Below are 15,716 nucleotides of genomic sequence, written 5' to 3'. Positions count from 1 at the left end.
ATGAAACTATCTATAGTGGAAAATGGCAAGCAACGAGAAAGCGTTATCGACATCTCTAGATTTGCCAATGAAATTAAAAAGAACATCTGGAAAATCATTCTTGCTGGTGTCATTGCAGGAGTGGTTGCGTATCCACTAATTAGCATGATGTCATCGAAATATGTTTCGACGGCGACGGTACTGATAAAAGCACAACCTGATAATGTCTCTCCGTTTCCACAGGTGGAGGGATATGACTCAACCCGTAACGGTTACTACGAAACACAGTATGCGCTGATGCAGTCGCATGTTGTGCTGGAGCGAGCGGTGCGCGCGTTGAAACTGGATCAAGACCCGAAATTCAATGGCGACAAGTCAGAGGATGGGGACAATGCCCAGCAGCGGGTTGATCAAGCGTTGAAAACAATGCTGAAAAATCTCACTTTCAACAGTGTGCGCAATACACATCTGGCCACTGTTTCTTACGAATCGACCTCTCCACAGCAAGCTGCGGAGATAGCTAACGGGGTAGCGCAAGCGTTTATCAACTACACTATAGAACAAAAGCGCATCAATACTCTGAAAGCAAGAGAGGAAAACCAGCGCCGGTTGGCGGAACTCCAGCAGCAAATGAACAAACAAAAAACCGCCATTGAAAATTATCTGACCCAACAGGGGTTATTGACGTTTCGTGGTGTTGACGGGTTTGAAACCGAGCAATTAGGGATAGTTACCAACCGCTTAGCCGATGCTATTCAGCGCCGGGTCGCGGCTGAGTCTTTGTATAACGAAGTGCGACAAGGGCAAGGACATACCTTGGGCGACATTATTTCTCTTCCAAGTATTTCCAACCATGCACAGATTCAGGACTTACGGATTGCGCTGATTCAGGCGAAGCGCTCCCTGTATGAGCTGCAAAAATTATACGGGCCAAAGCACGCGAAAATCTTAGAAGCACAGGGGCAGGTTCAGGCGATTCAGGATCAAACATCTCTGGCATTACGAGAACTGGAAAACGGATTGCGCCAGCAATATCAGGCCGCGCTGGCAGACGAAAAAAATTATCAGAAACAACTGGACCAACAGAAAGAGATATTCCAGAAGGTGGCCTCGAAGCGTGATGGCTATAACGACCTCAGGTTACAGCTCGATAAGACGGAAGAGCTGTATAAAGTGGTTTATCAACGAGCTCAGGAGCTGGCGCTATCGGGAACTTATACCGATGCCGACGCCGTATTATATGACCCTGCTGTTCCCCCCGCTCGTCCCTCCAAACCGAATAAACCGCTGCTGATGATGATGATAGTGATGCTGGTGGTGGTGTTTTACGTTCTGTACATCATCGTGAAAGCGGCGATGGACAACTCGGTTAACAGTCTTAGCCAGTTACAAAGACGCCTGAGTTTAGAGCCACTTGGCGAAATTCGCCGCTTCACCGGAGTGGGAAGCCGTGGCAAGCTGCGTGACCTCATCATTAACGATCCGATGAATGCCGACATTATTCACAGCATTCGTACGCTTATCATGCTGAATAAGAATCCGCTTCAGGTGATTGCTACCACCTCAACAGATCACGGTGAAGGGCGTTCTCTGTTGGCGAACTTGCTGGCAAGCTCCTTTAGCTTCGATCAAAAAACGCTGCTTATTGATATGGATTTCTTTAACAGCGAGGGGTTATCGGGGGAACTGGGCTCACCGAAGGCGAAAGGCGTAGCTGAAGTCCTGCGTGGAGAAACGGCCGCTGAAGAGGTAGTGATTCGCCTCAATGATAAGCTCGACTTTTTACCGCGTGGCAATATTACGGTTTCTTCGCTGTTGATGCTCTCATCAGACAAGCTACAACCACTAATCGAGACACTGCGCACCCGTTATCAGCGGATTATTATTGATGCGGCGGCGGTGAGTCAGAGCCAAGATGTACAACTGATTAGCCCGTTTATTGATGGTTTTATCTTTGTGCTGAAGGCCGGTGCGGTGCCTGCGGACAAGGCTGCGAATGCGATAGAAAAAGTGGCAACGGATCGCAGTATCGTGATTGGCGGGGTTCTCAATCAGGTTCTTGATAAAAATCTGGAAACCAAAGAGGGATTACATTCACTCAACTACCATACTAATGAATTGATGAATACCACAGGCCGTATATGAGTTTACTGAAGAGCGCTTCCACAATTGCGGGGTCATCAGTCATATCACAGTTGATTGGCGCACTGTCGATCTGGTTGATTTCGCATAGATATAGTCTGGGGGAAGTGGGTCTTTACGCGCTTAACTACAGCATTGCATTGATTGGGGCACAGGTTTGCACCTTTGCCTCGCAGCTTTTAATTCCCCGGCAGCAGGATGATGAACTGGCGCAAAATGTTGTATTTTGTCTCCTACAAAGCCTGATCATCGCGCTGCCGTATGCTGTGCTGACGGCCTGGCTGTTTCATCAGAATGTGTTGTTTCTCTACCTGCTCACGCTCGCCAATGCGTGGGTTTTAATTGCAGAAAATCTGTCGCTGCGCACGGCCAATTTTCGGTTTTTGGTTGTCCAGCGTATTTCTGTATCAGTGGTGGTCGTGCTTGCTGTGCTGCTCACCACCCAGATACAGGCATTTTATTGGGCATGGGCGTGCGCAATGATGTTGCTGACTGTCGTCTGCATTCTGCGTGCCTTTGATATTCGCACCGTCACGCGGAATCATCTGCGGTTGCAAAGTAATTTGGCTTTCTTAAAGAAACATCGGCATCACGTGACCAAGGTGGGAAGTGCCGAAGTGCTGGCGATGGCCAACAGCAACCTGCCAGTTATGCTGATCAACTTCTGGTTCTCTGCCTTAACGGCGGGGTATTTCTCAGTGGTTAGCCGTTTTTGCCTCGCGCCGGTGGTGATTATCGGCAATGCGGTGCGCAATGCCATATTTTCAAAATGGTCGATAGATTTAAGAAATAACGTCTTTAACTACCAGGAATACACGAAAGTTCGCATGTTGCTGCTAATGTTGGGGATTATCTGCACCCTTGGTGTATTTATTTTTTACCCCATTGTTATGCATCTTGCTTTTAGTGAGGACTGGATAAACTCTATTCCCACTTCGCGCTATATGCTGCCGTATCTGTTCCCGGCACTGGCTGTCTGTCCGCTGACGGTAATTGAACTTATCTTTGGGTCTCAACAATATTTTCTACGAATTCAGCTGGAACAGCTGGCAATTGTGGCCTTTTCTTTTGTCGCCGTGCCTTATTTTTACAATGACTACGCGACATCCTTAATTTTGTTTTCGATTCTGACATTTATTCGTTACGGGTTTATCTACCTGAAGGTAAATAAACGGGCCAATCTTTTGAAGAATGGGTCGGTTGTATCATGAATCTAAATACCAGGCATTACTTACAGACGTTTACCTTTGTTACCCTGGTGTTCTGTGGATTAGTGCAATATTTCACAGGTGTACAGGCGGTGTTGTGGTTGCCCTTTTTTCTGACTCTGCTGATGGTAGTGTTTCTACTGATGCAGACTCGCTATGAAGCGCTGAGACTAGACAGCCAAGAGATAATTATTCTGGCACTGTATTTCTCTTTCCTGGTTCTGGCGGGTGTATCTACCCTATTCCAGGGGGGCATTATTATTGCCATTGTTGGCTTTAAAAATGAAATTGCTCTGTCGCTAATCATGCTTTGTCTGCTATTAGGATTCTGCCGAGAGTCACAGATTTATCATGTAACTCGCGGACTGTACTGGATATTTTATTTACAGGTTCCCATCGCGATATATCAGGTTTTATTTGTGCTGCCGCAGCGTGTGGCATTGCACGGCGAAGATGAAAAATGGGACTCGGTGGTGGGGACGTTCGGGGGCGATCCCATGGGGGGCGGCAACACGGCCGCGATGGGGCTATTTTGCATGTTGATTATGCTGCTGAAAGTCTCCGAATTTAAGCATGGACTGACCAGCTTTAAATCAATGGCATGGCATATTATTCTGGGTTTTGCCCTGTGCATTATCGGCGAAGTTAAATTTGTTATCCTGCTGTCACCTTTATTACTGGCATGGGTGTGGATCATGCCGTCTTATGTCAAAGACTTTAATAAAGTGAACATAAAATCGCTGCTGGTAATTTTTGCAGGCATGGTGCTGTTAATTGGGTTGGCTATCATTATCTTGGCCTATGGCTATTCTTCGGCATTTGGCAGTGATCCAACTCAAAGCTCATTCAGTATATTCCTTGATTCAATGAACTATATTTTCGACCCGAATTACATCATGTCCACGGGTGAACTTGGTCGTTTTACCACGTTTATGTTCTGGCTAAAAAATAACGACCTTGGAGGGCTTTCAGGTACGCTATTCGGCTATGGCCTGAATGCAACTAACAGCGGCAGCGCGGTATCACCTGGATTCTTGAATCTTACTTATAATTTGATACTCGATGCAACGGCTCTGAGTATGCTGCTATGGGAAGTGGGGGTTGTGGGCACACTGCTGTTTATTGGCCTGTTTATTTATATTCTCAAAGTGGTGCAGCCTAAGCCGTTATTATCGCTCGAACAATTAGATAAAGAAGATCTGCAACTACTGAGTTTTGCACCGGCTTTTAATGTATTTGCAATCTGCTGTTTACTCAGCTTGCCGTACAGTCAGATACTTATGATTGTCCCGATGCTACAATTTCTGTTCTATTTATCATTAGGTTCAAGTCTGGTGATCCGCCGAACCGTCCGTCGCTATGCGGAGCTATAATATGCCTAATAAACCTTTTATTTCAGTCAGTATTAAAACCTTCAATGAAGCCGAATGTATTGAGAAAACAATTGATAGCATTCGCCAACAAATTGTTGATTACCCACATAAAATTATAGTTGCGGACAGCCTGTCGACGGATAACACCCAACAACTTGCCAGTGATAAAGGGGTGACAGTTGTCTCTTTAACTGAACCTGCCGATCGCAGCTGTGGTGTTGGGCACCAGCTTGGCTACCTTTATAGTGAAGGTGAGTACATATTGCTGATGGATGGCGATATGGAGCTGGAACCTGGATTTATTGATTTGGCAGTCGCCTTCCTCAAAGAAAATCCTGAATATGCCGGTGTGGCAGGGACGGTGGTGATGGACGATGCGGAAAATTATGAATTTAAGTCGCGCAAGCAGCGAATTAATAAAATCTATCCCATCGGCGATTGTGACCATTTAGGGGGCGGAGGATTATATCGCCGCTCGGCAATTGAGGATATCGGCTATTTGACTAACCGTAATCTTCACGCCTATGAAGAGGCGGAATTGGGTATTCGTTTATTGAATGCGGGTTATAAACTCCACCGTTTAGATATACCTTATTTTCGTCATACGTCATATACCATGCCGACATTCAAAATGCTGAAATACCGCTGGCGCAGTGGTTTTCATCAAGCTCCCGGCGAACTGTTACGCAGTGCCTGGGGAAAACCCTATTTCTTCGTTGCGCTTAAAATGGTTAAAAATGAGGCAATCTTCGCGACTTATCTGCTGGTCGTCCTTATTGCGATCTTTGCGTTTAATGTAGCTATTTTTGACATCGCAATTCTGCCTTTGCTGGCATTTACCGCGCTAAAATCGATTAAAAACAGATCAGTTAAGGATGGGCTACACAGTGTAGTTAACTTAACTGTACTTTCTGTTGGACTCATCAAAGGGCTTATTCGCCCGATGCGAGATCCCATGATCCCCCCCAATAATAAAGTCATTCATGAATAGGTGGGTGTGATGAAAGTTTTACTGGTGAATAAATTTTTCTTTATTAAGGGTGGCGCAGAAACGGTTTATTTTCAGGAACGCAATATGCTGAAACAAGCCGGAATTGATGTCATTGATTTCTCCATGCAGCATAAGAATAATTTTCCTTCTGAATATGCTGATTATTTCGCGAGCAATGTCGATTATCATGAAGAGAGCGGCCTGCTGGCCGGTGTGAAAACAGCGATAAGGTTTATCCATAATAGTGAGGCCTGCAAAAAGATGCAGGCGTTATTACGTAAAGAACGCCCAGATATTGTCCATTTTCATAATATTTATCACCAACTGACTCCCGCACTGATTAAGGTTGCGCGTGATTTTGGCTGTAAAACAGTCCTGACTGCGCATGACTATAAAATAGTGTGCCCGTCATACTCCATGCTGCGCGAGGGTAAGGTGTGTGATGCCTGCATCACCGGAACAGTTTTTAATGCTTTCCGCTACCGGTGCCAGGAGGGGTCTGCATCAAAGAGTTTGCTGTTGTCCCTCGAGGCCGGTTGGCAATATATTGCCAAAAATTATCAGGCACTGGATGTGATTGTTTCGCCTAGCGAATTTTTGCGGCGTGAACTAAAACGCACTCTGCCGGATTCTCGCATTGATGTGATTGTGAATGGTATTGACGATAGCCTGCCACCGGATAACAACGCCGGTGAGGGTTATCTGCTGTATGTTGGCCGCCTTAGCCGCGAAAAAGGGGTGCCGACGTTAGCTCAGGCGCATCAGAAAATGCGCAATAAAATCCCATTAAAAGTTGTTGGTAATGGGCCGCTTTTTGACTCACTGGTAGTGCAATACCCTAACGCTGAGTTTCTAGGGTATGTGCAGCAAGGCGAAGCGCTCGATAATTTGATTAAGAATGCCTATGCGGTGGTTCTGCCATCTGAATGTTATGAAAACTGCTCAATGTCAGTGCTGGAAGCAATGTCATTTTCCCGGCCTGTTGTTGGTTCGCGCATTGGTGGAATTCCTGAGCAAATACGTGATGGTGTGGAAGGATTGCTGTTTGAACCGGGCAATGTCCAGAACCTGGCCGATTCATTGGATACCCTAGTGGAAAATCCGGAAAAAGCCCGTGAAATGGGGCTGAATGCCCGCGAACGGTTAAGCCAGAAATATTCGCTACGAAAGCATATGGCGACATTACAGGCGCTGTATACCGAATTACTCAGCAGGTCATAAAATGACTCAAAAAATAACAGTGTTAGGTACGCGTGGTATTCCTGACGTGCTGGGTGGGGTGGAAACACATTGCCAGAATCTCTATCCCGCTATCAAACAACAATTTGATGTCGATATTTGCGTCATCGCGCGCTCACCCTATGTCACTTATCGCCGGTCACGTTATAAAGATGTCGAAACTGTTGCGGTGTGGGCGCCAAAAAATCGCAGTTATGAAGCCATTATTCATTCTATTCTTGCGGCATTTCGGACGTGCGTAGACCACTCTAATATTGTACATGTTCACTCAATTGGCCCTGGGCTGGTGGTTCCGCTCTTACGGTTGCTGGGCAAACGTGTGGTATTTACCCACCATGGCCCAGATTACGACCGGCAAAAGTGGGGGCTGGCGGCTAAAAAAATCCTGTTGCTTGGTGAATGGGCGGCGGTGAAGTATGCCAATGAAGTGATTGTTATTTCTGAAGTGATTAATCAACTGATCCAAAAGAAATATGACCGGCGCGATGCACATTTGATTTACAACGGGGTCAATGCGCCGGTTCCATCAGATGCTGAGACAGTGAGCCAGACGCTTGCCCGGTTCGAACTACAGCCGGGAAATTATATTGTGATGGTGGGTCGCTTTGTTGAAGAGAAGGGGATGCATGATGCTATCCAAGCCTATCGACAGTCAGGAATCTTGCTGCCGCTAGTGTTGGTGGGGGATGCCGATCATCCCACAGAATACAGTACGCGGTTGAAGGCTTTAGCGGCGGAAACACCTAATGTCGTGTTGACTGGTTTTTTAAAAGGCGAGGCTTTGCAGGCGGTATTTTCGCAGGCATCACTCTTTGTTATGCCGTCGTATCACGAAGGATTACCTATTGCGCTGCTAGAGGCGATGTCATTTTCTCTCCCGGTTGTGGTGAGCGATATTCCAGCCAATCTGGAAGTCGGCCTGCCGTCGGGTACCTATTTTAAAGTTGGTGACGTACCTGATTTAGCAGAAAAAATGATCAGCAGTGTGGCGCTATCCCATGTTGACTATAGTGAATATTTGCAGCGTTATGACTGGCGTAAAATTGCCAAGCAAACTGTAAGCGTCTACCATCATTTAGATAAATCAATAGGTTAACTTTGACCAACAAACAGAGAAATCCCGCTTTCATCGAGCGTTTTTATAAGGCGCTTGATGAGAACACCAATGAACAACTGACGCCCGAGCAAAAGCAGGAAATTGAGAAAGCGATAATCGCGATTACTCTTGCGTCAAAGCACGGTGTCGATATTCGAAAAAGTTTCCCATTCTTTGGTAAGCACTTTTATTTGGTATTTTTACTCGGCTGGGATTTGCGTAAAAAGTCGCGCCCGGCCTCTAAGCTGACCCGTATTATGGTGACATTTCTCATTCTATTTATCGCGTTATTTTGTACGTTTTGCGTACTGCTGACGCTATATATGATTAAGTCATTCTTGGGTATTGATGTCTTTCAAAACTTCCATGTTGGCATTTGGGACTGGTGGCTAAGTCTCAAAAACCATTAGCCAAAAGCGCCTGTATCATAGACGCCTGGCTTTTCTCTATGGTATTAAGTGCGATAGCCGCGAGGGTTATTTTTCTGCCAGTTCCAGCTATCGCGCACCATCTCATCTAAATTTCTGGTCGCCCGCCATCCCAGTTGTTTCTGTGCCAGTGATGAATCTGACCAACACTCGGCAATATCTCCCGGTCGCCTGTCGACAATCTTATAATTAATTTTTGTCTGAGTGGTTTTTTCAAAAGCGTGAATCAGATCGAGCACAGAATAGCCGATGCCGGTACCGAGGTTAATTGCCTTGAAAGCAGGCCCGTCAGCCTTATGATCCAGCGCCGCTAAATGGCCGCTGGCAAGGTCCATTACATGGATATAATCACGAACGCCAGTACCGTCCGGTGTAGGATAATCATTGCCATAGACAGACAGGCATTCCAGCTTTCCAATGGCGACCTGAGCTATATAGGGCACCAGATTATTAGGGATACCATTTGGGTCTTCCCCTATTCTCCCTGACGGATGTGCGCCGACGGGATTAAAATAGCGCAGGCAGGTAATATGGAATTCCGAATGTGCGTGAGAGAAATCGCGCAATATTTGTTCAACCATAAATTTTGAAGTGCCGTATGGATTAGTCGTGCCACCTGTCTTGGATTGTTCATTCAACGGGACATTTTCTGGGTTGCCATACACCGTTGCTGATGAGCTGAAAATAAGGCTGTGAATACCCGCCTTACGCATTTCATTAAGCAAGACCATAGTTCCAACGACATTATTCTCATAATATTCCAATGGCATATTAATCGACTCGGAGACAGATTTTAGGCCAGCAAAATGAATCACATCTGTGATGGTGTGTTTAGCGAAAATGGTCTTTAGGGTTTCAGAATCGAGAATATCCGCGATATAGACGATAGGTGCCTTTCCCGCTAATTCAGCTACTCGATTTAATGATTCTTTTGAGGAATTAGAGAGATTATCAATGACGACGACGTCATCACCTCTTTCCAGTAATGCCTGAACAGTATGCGAGCCGATATAGCCTGCGCCGCCAGTAACAAAGATTGCCATAATATATCTCCGATAAATATCACAAACCAATGAGTCATCCTTGCACCGGGACATATTAGCCCTGTAGTGCGGAGTCAATATTTGTACTTATCACAATTTTGGTTGCATGTACGTTGGCTGTGATTTTATCCGGCCAGCGGCATTACATTCTGTAATGCGAATTATTTACTTTATATTTTAGATTAGGTAAAACGGCGATTTCTGTATTTAACCATAATTTTGTAAGACAGCTTTTTAAGCGGAGATAACAAACTAAATATAACCCGCTTTGTATCATAAACAATATAATTGTCTGTGAAATTAATAGTGTGAATACCATCACTGTTGTTGATATTAGGATTTATTTTACCGATTAATTTTTCTTCATAATCTTGCGATGTTAGTTTTATTAGTTCTTTGATATATATAGATTTTCCATATTCATTTGGATTGCACTCCTGTGTGAATATGTACGTTTTATTATTAATGGAGTAGGGGGTGCCAGCACTGCGATGATGATAGTTACAGACATCTAATGTGGGGGATATCATTTTCCACTCGCCAAAGATGTTATCAGCGGTATGGATGGTCATCTCATAGTCCATGGTGGTGGAAACAAGATAATAAATACCCTCTAATTCAAAGATAACATTATCAGTTACCGCCATGTCAGAGACTAATACTTTAACTTTCTCCCAACGAGCTGGGAAATCGACAGATTGAAATAAGATAATTTCTTTTCTTTCTGACGATTCTGGGATCATGAATAACTTCCCATCGAGATGAAACAGAAAAGGGAAAGAGAGATGACAGTGTAAGTCATCAAATCCTTTGAGCTTAACATCACTAATTTCAAGCATGTCGCTATTTAGAATACGGCATCGCAGTATCCCTTTCGAGTTACGAAAGCTAAAAGCTTCATAAAAAATGTAGAGATGATTATCTTTATCAATAATAAAAGGATCTGCCTGAAAGGTGTATTTTTTATTTAACGGCTGTGCTTTGGTATTACTGAGGATTTCCAGTGTATTCTCAGGGAAGATGTGTTCACCTTTGTTTTTTATTACCATGGTGTTCCATGTCTCATGGTAGAACAAGTTCTTGATAGTTATATTTATTTTATTTAGCATTTTATCATGTTACTCATGAATAAATTTTAATAAAGTCACAGGAAAACTAATACCTGATAGCTGTGTGTTTATATAGTGAATTCTACTTTTGAAGAATGCGAGTTAGTTTGCTCGTCCGCCTAGCATTGATATTACCTTTCAATAAAGTGAGTTACAGCAACTAAATCTTAGACGCTGTATCTATCTGCTTCATTGGTTAGGGACTGATTTTTATCATTGCTTTCGTAAACGGTAGTGAATCTGTTGTTCACATGCAGAATAACCTGAAATCTAATGGTACACAAATAATAGAACTATTACGTAAATCTAACGCATTTTTTACAAAAAGCAGACATAAACCTCTCTGTGCTGTTGAGTTTTTTTGTCTGTTTTCCCCTGTATTTTTTTATTATGTAACGGGCCATTAAAAAACGTACTCTACCATCAAGCTAACCAGCTATAGTTAGCTTGATGGTATTGCCATCCGGATTGTTTTTAAGGATATGTTATTGAATTTTATCCTAATTTAACTCTCCGAAAATATAAAAATAAGTTGCTCGCATGCGGATAATTAAATGTACTGGTTGCCAATATAGTGTTCTTTATCCGTGGCTCTGCTGAAACCATCCGTTTGTGTAAAAAGGGTATTCAATGCGATTGAATTATCAGCAGTTTAAAAATTTAACTTTGCGGGTCTTAATGGTTAGTTTCACCTTTTCATTGCTCACTTATGTGGCGGCGAGCGGTGCAGCACAATTAACAACCGTCAACCCAACCGCCATCCGAGGCCCGCTGACTAATCCTGGTAATGGCGTTGCTAATTTTCACGACGGCTACGGCATGCGCCTAAGTAAAGCACAATATCCAGATACTGGGATTGAATATCAGCGCTTCTATTGGAATGAACTGGAGCCGCAGGAAGGGAAATATAATTTTGCTCTCGTCGATGAGGCGCTTGCCGTGGCGGCTCAGCATCAACCGGCGATGAATATTGGCCTGCGCTTTATGGCGCTTGATGGGCCGGAGTCAGGTTCAAAAATTCCAGACTGGCTTATCAATAAAGGTATCAAAGGCAACTGGACGCCAGACGGTAAAACCTTCGTGCCAGATTTAGACGATCCCATCTTTCTTGACTACGCTCAGCGCCTGCTCAAGGCATTTGGCCAGCGTTATGATGGCAACCCGGAATTGGCTTTTCTCGATATTGGTATGGTGGGCTCGTGGGGAGAGTGGCATAACAGCAATTTTCCGACCCTTAAACCCTTGCAGGAGCGCTACCCACCTGAGCTGCTTAACCGCTACGTCGATATGCATTTCACCGCGTTTCCTAACACGCCTAAAATTATGTTAATCAGCGGTGGTGACTCTTTGGTTTATGCGGCGAAGAAAGGGGCTGGCTGGCGTGCTGATTGTTGGGGCGACTGGCGAAATTTTAGTCCCACCTGGAGCCACATGCGCGATGATTATCCGCCACGTCTTGATGCTGCAAAATCCGCCTGGACTGGATTTAGCCAAGGGTGGCAAAAAGCGCCCGTCAGTCTGGAGATCTGTGGCTATATGGCGGACTGGCTGAACGTACAACATTATACGCGTGAAGAGGTACAGGCCACTTTTGACTGGGCGTTGGCGCAACATGCCAGCACTATCAATCTGAAGTCTCGGGAAGTGCCGCAGGAGTACCGCGATATTGTCGACAATGCGCTAGCGAAAATGGGATACCGCTTTCGGGTACTTTCGCTAAGTCATGACGCGACCCGCCATGCAGGGCAAGCGCTTACTATCAAAAGTGACTGGTCAAATGACGGTGTGGCGCCGATATATCTGCATTACAAGCTGGCTTGGCGGTTGCAGGATGCGATGGGAAATACTAAAGCACAAGGTATTGCTGGGGATGATATTCGTCAATGGCTACCGGGTAAGTTCCATACAGAATTTCAATTGGTAATGCCGAATAAATTGGCCGCAGGCCGTTATTATCTGGACGTGGCATTACTGGACGAAAATGGAAAGGCGCGTATCCAGTTAGCCAATGAAGGTAAGCAGGCTGACGGCTGGTATCGGCTGTCGGCGGTCACAATTAACTGAAAAAAGAACGGCTTAACTCACGGATATACAATTGGCTGCAAAAAATAGCCTTGATGAAGGTTATTTTCGTATTGGGTGCCGGCTCTGATGTATTTTTAAGTTTTGCACTGACAGTCAATTGGGTCGTATCCGCTTTATTCTTTCGCGCAGTATCAGCCAACAGTTAAGTCAACGGGGATTGGGTTCAATGTGACGGTAGCATTCACCGCTAGCGCATTGCCGCCCATCCCCAGTTCCTGACATAACGTGCAGATTTTTGTCCCTGCTCGTCCCATTGATGCCATTGCTAGTCGCCATTTTACGGGCATTATTTTGTCGGCCGCCCACCTTTGCGCTCACGAGCTATTGCTGATGCCAGACTCGCAATTGTTCGCCCGCCAATTAGTTCAGTCTATTAATTCGATAGTGGTCGTTGGCTCACCAATAAGTGTAATGCCATGTACGATGTCTGCGGTGTTAGGCAGATGGTCTGCATCCTCCAACGCAGGAATGCTCTTTACGTTTTTTAGCGAATGACACCGGTCGCTAGGAAACCATGAACCAACGGACGGCTTCGCTAATCCTCTGTCTTTGCGCCGTAAAAAAACAGGCTGCTGACATAAGCGGCAATGCGTTTTACCACAATAACCGATTAGGATAGCGTTATGAGCAATAATCGTATCACCGGCGGTTTCATCACTCGGAAAAAACTGCTGGTTGTTTTAACTTCACTGGCCATCAGCCCGATGACGTTGGCAGAGACCTTAACCCGTGATAATGGTGCACCGGTGGGTGATAACCAGAACTCGCAAACTGCCGGTACCAGCGGCCCGGTGCTTTTGCAGGATGTGCAACTCTTGCAAAAGCTACAGCGCTTTGATCGCGAACGTATCCCTGAACGAGTGGTGCACGCGCGCGGTACAGGGGCGCACGGCGAGTTCACCGCCACGGCGGATATTTCCGACTTGACTGTGGCGAAAGTGTTTACTGCTGGCAGCAAAACCCCGGTATTTGTCCGTTTCTCCAGCGTGGTGCACGGCAACCACTCGCCGGAAACGCTGCGCGATCCGCGCGGGTTCGCCACCAAGTTCTATACCACCGAAGGCAACTGGGATCTGGTTGGCAATAATTTCCCCACTTTCTTTATTCGCGATGCCATAAAGTTCCCGGACATGGTGCATGCGTTCAAACCGGATCCCCGTACCAATCTGGATGATGACTCGCGCCGCTTCGATTTCTTTTCTCACGTGCCAGAATTGACCTGCTCCCTGTTGATTCACACAGAATGCTGTTAGCAATGTCCGCTGATCGCTCTCAGCAGACCTTCAGCGTTACGTGTTTGTCTGCTGTGTGCCAAAAGCGGAACTTTCTAAGTTCGGTCTGCATTAATTTGAAAGGGAGCAGGTCATATGAGCCAAGAACGGCTTTCGATGAAGTTCTTATCGGGTACCGCGGTGGTAGGGTAATCCCCCCTTTTTTAACAGAGGTGATAAGAAGAATCAGGTCAAATGAGACTCGCCATAACAAATATACCAGCGAAGAAACCACTGGTCTGAACGTCTGTGTGGATTAGCGCAGGTGAAAGGTCATAAACGGTGCGCCAGCACCGGCTTTACCCTGCCCTTTATTAAGTTCAGCAGCGAGAACTTGCCTTGCAGGTTTCCGGCTTCGGGATCATCGTTACAGTACCCTACGCATAGCGTTCTCATCAGCTGAATTAAAGATTTCACAGCCTTTGCCGATATCACCTTGGTTCTTGCTTGTGATGCGTTCAGCGCTCTTTGCTGTAGCCCTCCGGACTGATCACAGACCGCCTCTTAAAAGCCAATCCTTACTCTAAAGGGAACTCATGAGATTAAAATACGCAGCACTCTTACTCGCCGTTGCTATTACAGGTTGTGATAACAAAAAAGACGTGATCGGTTGTTCCTCTGAAATGACCCAGTCAGCTCTCATGGATTTATTAAAAAAATCTGCTTATGAAGGACTCTCTGAACAGGTCGACAAATACCCTGACGTCACTAATCAGACCAAACGAAGCGCTTTGGACAAGATCAAACTGGCCATCTCTGAAATCTCCACAACCTCAAGTGACACGGGCAGCACAATGAAAACCTGTGAAGGGACCGTGACGATGACCCTACCTGCGAACGAGTACGCCCAGCTTTCTGATGCTTACAGAAAGAACTTTAACCGTAATCTCGACAAGCAAATGGAAAGCCTGTCTTTGGATAACAACGCAAACGCCTTTTCAAAACGCATCTCCTATACCGCGCAGGCGACCGACGATCAGAAAAACATTTTTGTAAAAGCCTCCACTGATAATCCGATATCAGTGGGTGCCGCTGCACTGACATCGCTTTCCATCATCAACCCGATCGTTGAGCAGCAGAAAATCCAGCAGGCTAAGGATGCCCAGCAGAGTCAAATTGAAGCAGAACAACAGGCACAACTCAGGGCGCAGCAACAGGCTAAGTATGAGGCGGATCAGCAAATTGAGAGGCAGACACAGCTTCAGGCGCAAGAAAAGGCTGAGCAGCAGGTTCAGCAAACGATTCCACAACAATCCTCCCAGCAGCCTCAGCAGCAAAAAGCTGGCAGTCTTGATCAGTCCCGAATGGCGTTTGCGAATGCCGACTCTGATTTGAATACCGCCTGGAGCACGTTAACGCCGGTGAAGAGAAAAGAGTTACTGCCTTCTCAGCGCCAGTGGATCAAAACTAAGGATGCCATGTGCGGCAAAGTTTCAATGCAGGGAACAGATTCTGAAGTCAAGAAAATGGTCGACTGCCAGACGCAAATGACCCTTGCAAGGACTGCTTTCTTCAGAAACCAATAACTGAAGCCCCCTTCAGGCTGGTGGCCAGTGCTAAGCTGGCGCCAGCGTAATGCGGGATAATTTCAGCCGTTTCCGCTGACCTGTTCCCCGATAACCCACGCCGGATATGTTGCTCGCGGTTAGAACAGGATTTTGGGGCGTAGATATTTCATTAAAGGCGATGACCAGCGTAGTCATTAAGCGCATGCGTTTGCTGTTAGAGATATGCAAGTATTAAGATATCTTG

The 15,716-nt window shown here is 45.8% G+C and carries 12 protein-coding genes and 1 pseudogene; 10 read left to right on the top strand and 3 right to left on the bottom strand.

The genetic code is table 11. The features are described 5' to 3' along the window. The 7 genes from YROHD0001_RS01435 to YROHD0001_RS01465 are packed head-to-tail and all read left to right on the top strand — an operon-like array spanning window position 1 to window position 8,438. Window positions 1–2,124, top strand: coding sequence for a GumC family protein (locus YROHD0001_RS01435; protein WP_032818216.1), 2,124 nt, complete (start codon window positions 1–3; stop codon window positions 2,122–2,124). Continuing rightward, window positions 2,121–3,332, top strand: a complete 1,212-nt coding sequence (locus tag YROHD0001_RS01440; RefSeq protein WP_032818214.1) for a lipopolysaccharide biosynthesis protein — start codon at window positions 2,121–2,123, stop codon at window positions 3,330–3,332. Before YROHD0001_RS01435 ends, YROHD0001_RS01440 begins: the two co-directional genes overlap by 4 nt. Further along, on the top strand, window positions 3,329–4,702 hold the full coding sequence (locus tag YROHD0001_RS01445) for a hypothetical protein (protein WP_032818212.1): 1,374 nt from the start codon (window positions 3,329–3,331) through the stop codon (window positions 4,700–4,702). The genes YROHD0001_RS01440 and YROHD0001_RS01445 overlap by 4 nt, the downstream gene beginning before the upstream one ends. Window position 4,703: 1 nt before the next feature. Continuing rightward, on the top strand, window positions 4,704–5,693 hold the full coding sequence (locus tag YROHD0001_RS01450; RefSeq protein ID WP_004716567.1) for a glycosyltransferase family 2 protein: 990 nt from the start codon (window positions 4,704–4,706) through the stop codon (window positions 5,691–5,693). Between the two features lie 9 nt (window positions 5,694–5,702). Beyond that, window positions 5,703–6,914, top strand: a complete 1,212-nt coding sequence (locus tag YROHD0001_RS01455; RefSeq protein WP_032818210.1) for a glycosyltransferase family 4 protein — start codon at window positions 5,703–5,705, stop codon at window positions 6,912–6,914. Between the two features lies 1 nt (window position 6,915). Next, window positions 6,916–8,028: a glycosyltransferase family 4 protein gene (locus tag YROHD0001_RS01460; protein ID WP_004716562.1), complete on the top strand. Its 1,113-nt coding sequence runs from the start codon at window positions 6,916–6,918 to the stop codon at window positions 8,026–8,028. Between the two features lie 2 nt (window positions 8,029–8,030). After that, window positions 8,031–8,438 (top strand): hypothetical protein, encoded by a 408-nt coding sequence (locus YROHD0001_RS01465; protein WP_004716560.1) that lies wholly within the window; start codon window positions 8,031–8,033, stop codon window positions 8,436–8,438. Between the two features lie 44 nt (window positions 8,439–8,482). On the opposite strand, the gene galE is transcribed toward YROHD0001_RS01465, so the two are convergent. After that, on the bottom strand, window positions 8,483–9,499 hold the full coding sequence (gene galE / locus YROHD0001_RS01470) for a UDP-glucose 4-epimerase GalE (RefSeq protein ID WP_004716558.1): 1,017 nt from the start codon (window positions 9,497–9,499) through the stop codon (window positions 8,483–8,485). Window positions 9,500–9,681: 182 nt separating this feature from the next. Further along, a complete protein-coding gene (locus tag YROHD0001_RS01475) occupies window positions 9,682–10,608 on the bottom strand; it encodes a glucosamine inositolphosphorylceramide transferase family protein (protein ID WP_032818207.1) in 927 nt (308 codons plus the stop codon). Window positions 10,609–11,286: 678 nt separating this feature from the next. Between YROHD0001_RS01475 and YROHD0001_RS01480 the strand changes: the two genes are divergently transcribed. Further along, the gene (locus YROHD0001_RS01480) at window positions 11,287–12,672 is read left to right on the top strand and encodes a DUF4832 domain-containing protein (RefSeq protein ID WP_032818227.1); all 1,386 of its coding nucleotides are present in this window, start codon (window positions 11,287–11,289) and stop codon (window positions 12,670–12,672) included. Between the two features lie 152 nt (window positions 12,673–12,824). Here YROHD0001_RS01480 and YROHD0001_RS20845 read toward each other — a convergent pair whose 3' ends face one another. Next, window positions 12,825–12,956 (bottom strand): hypothetical protein, encoded by a 132-nt coding sequence (locus tag YROHD0001_RS20845; protein WP_004716552.1) that lies wholly within the window; start codon window positions 12,954–12,956, stop codon window positions 12,825–12,827. 441 nt (window positions 12,957–13,397) lie between these two features. Between YROHD0001_RS20845 and katE1 the strand changes: the two are divergent. Beyond that, a pseudogene (gene katE1, locus YROHD0001_RS01485) lies at window positions 13,398–13,928 on the top strand (catalase KatE1); the annotation flags it as partial. A 572-nt stretch (window positions 13,929–14,500) separates the two neighbouring features. Continuing rightward, window positions 14,501–15,490: a lysozyme inhibitor LprI family protein gene (locus tag YROHD0001_RS01490; protein ID WP_032818204.1), complete on the top strand. Its 990-nt coding sequence runs from the start codon at window positions 14,501–14,503 to the stop codon at window positions 15,488–15,490. Window positions 15,491–15,716: the final 226 nt, after the last annotated feature.

It is taken from the genome of Yersinia rohdei ATCC 43380 (assembly GCF_000173775.1).
Lineage (GTDB): Bacteria > Pseudomonadota > Gammaproteobacteria > Enterobacterales > Enterobacteriaceae > Yersinia > Yersinia rohdei.
The sequence above is the reverse complement of the archived record's forward strand: the minus strand, read 5'-3'. Positions and strand labels throughout refer to the sequence as shown.

Excerpts from the sequence above, each read along its gene's own strand:
- YROHD0001_RS20845 (WP_004716552.1), bottom strand. The coding sequence starts at position 12,956 with ATGGCATCAATGGGACGAGCAGGGACAAAAATCTGCACGTTATGTCAG.
- YROHD0001_RS01475 (WP_032818207.1), bottom strand. The coding sequence starts at position 10,608 with ATGCTAAATAAAATAAATATAACTATCAAGAACTTGTTCTACCATGAG.
- YROHD0001_RS01480 (WP_032818227.1), top strand. The coding sequence starts at position 11,287 with ATGGTTAGTTTCACCTTTTCATTGCTCACTTATGTGGCGGCGAGCGGT.
- galE (WP_004716558.1), bottom strand. The coding sequence starts at position 9,499 with ATGGCAATCTTTGTTACTGGCGGCGCAGGCTATATCGGCTCGCATACT.
- YROHD0001_RS01445 (WP_032818212.1), top strand. The coding sequence starts at position 3,329 with ATGAATCTAAATACCAGGCATTACTTACAGACGTTTACCTTTGTTACC.
- YROHD0001_RS01450 (WP_004716567.1), top strand. The coding sequence starts at position 4,704 with ATGCCTAATAAACCTTTTATTTCAGTCAGTATTAAAACCTTCAATGAA.
- YROHD0001_RS01455 (WP_032818210.1), top strand. The coding sequence starts at position 5,703 with ATGAAAGTTTTACTGGTGAATAAATTTTTCTTTATTAAGGGTGGCGCA.
- YROHD0001_RS01440 (WP_032818214.1), top strand. The coding sequence starts at position 2,121 with ATGAGTTTACTGAAGAGCGCTTCCACAATTGCGGGGTCATCAGTCATA.
- YROHD0001_RS01490 (WP_032818204.1), top strand. The coding sequence starts at position 14,501 with ATGAGATTAAAATACGCAGCACTCTTACTCGCCGTTGCTATTACAGGT.
- YROHD0001_RS01460 (WP_004716562.1), top strand. The coding sequence starts at position 6,916 with ATGACTCAAAAAATAACAGTGTTAGGTACGCGTGGTATTCCTGACGTG.
- YROHD0001_RS01435 (WP_032818216.1), top strand. The coding sequence starts at position 1 with ATGAAACTATCTATAGTGGAAAATGGCAAGCAACGAGAAAGCGTTATC.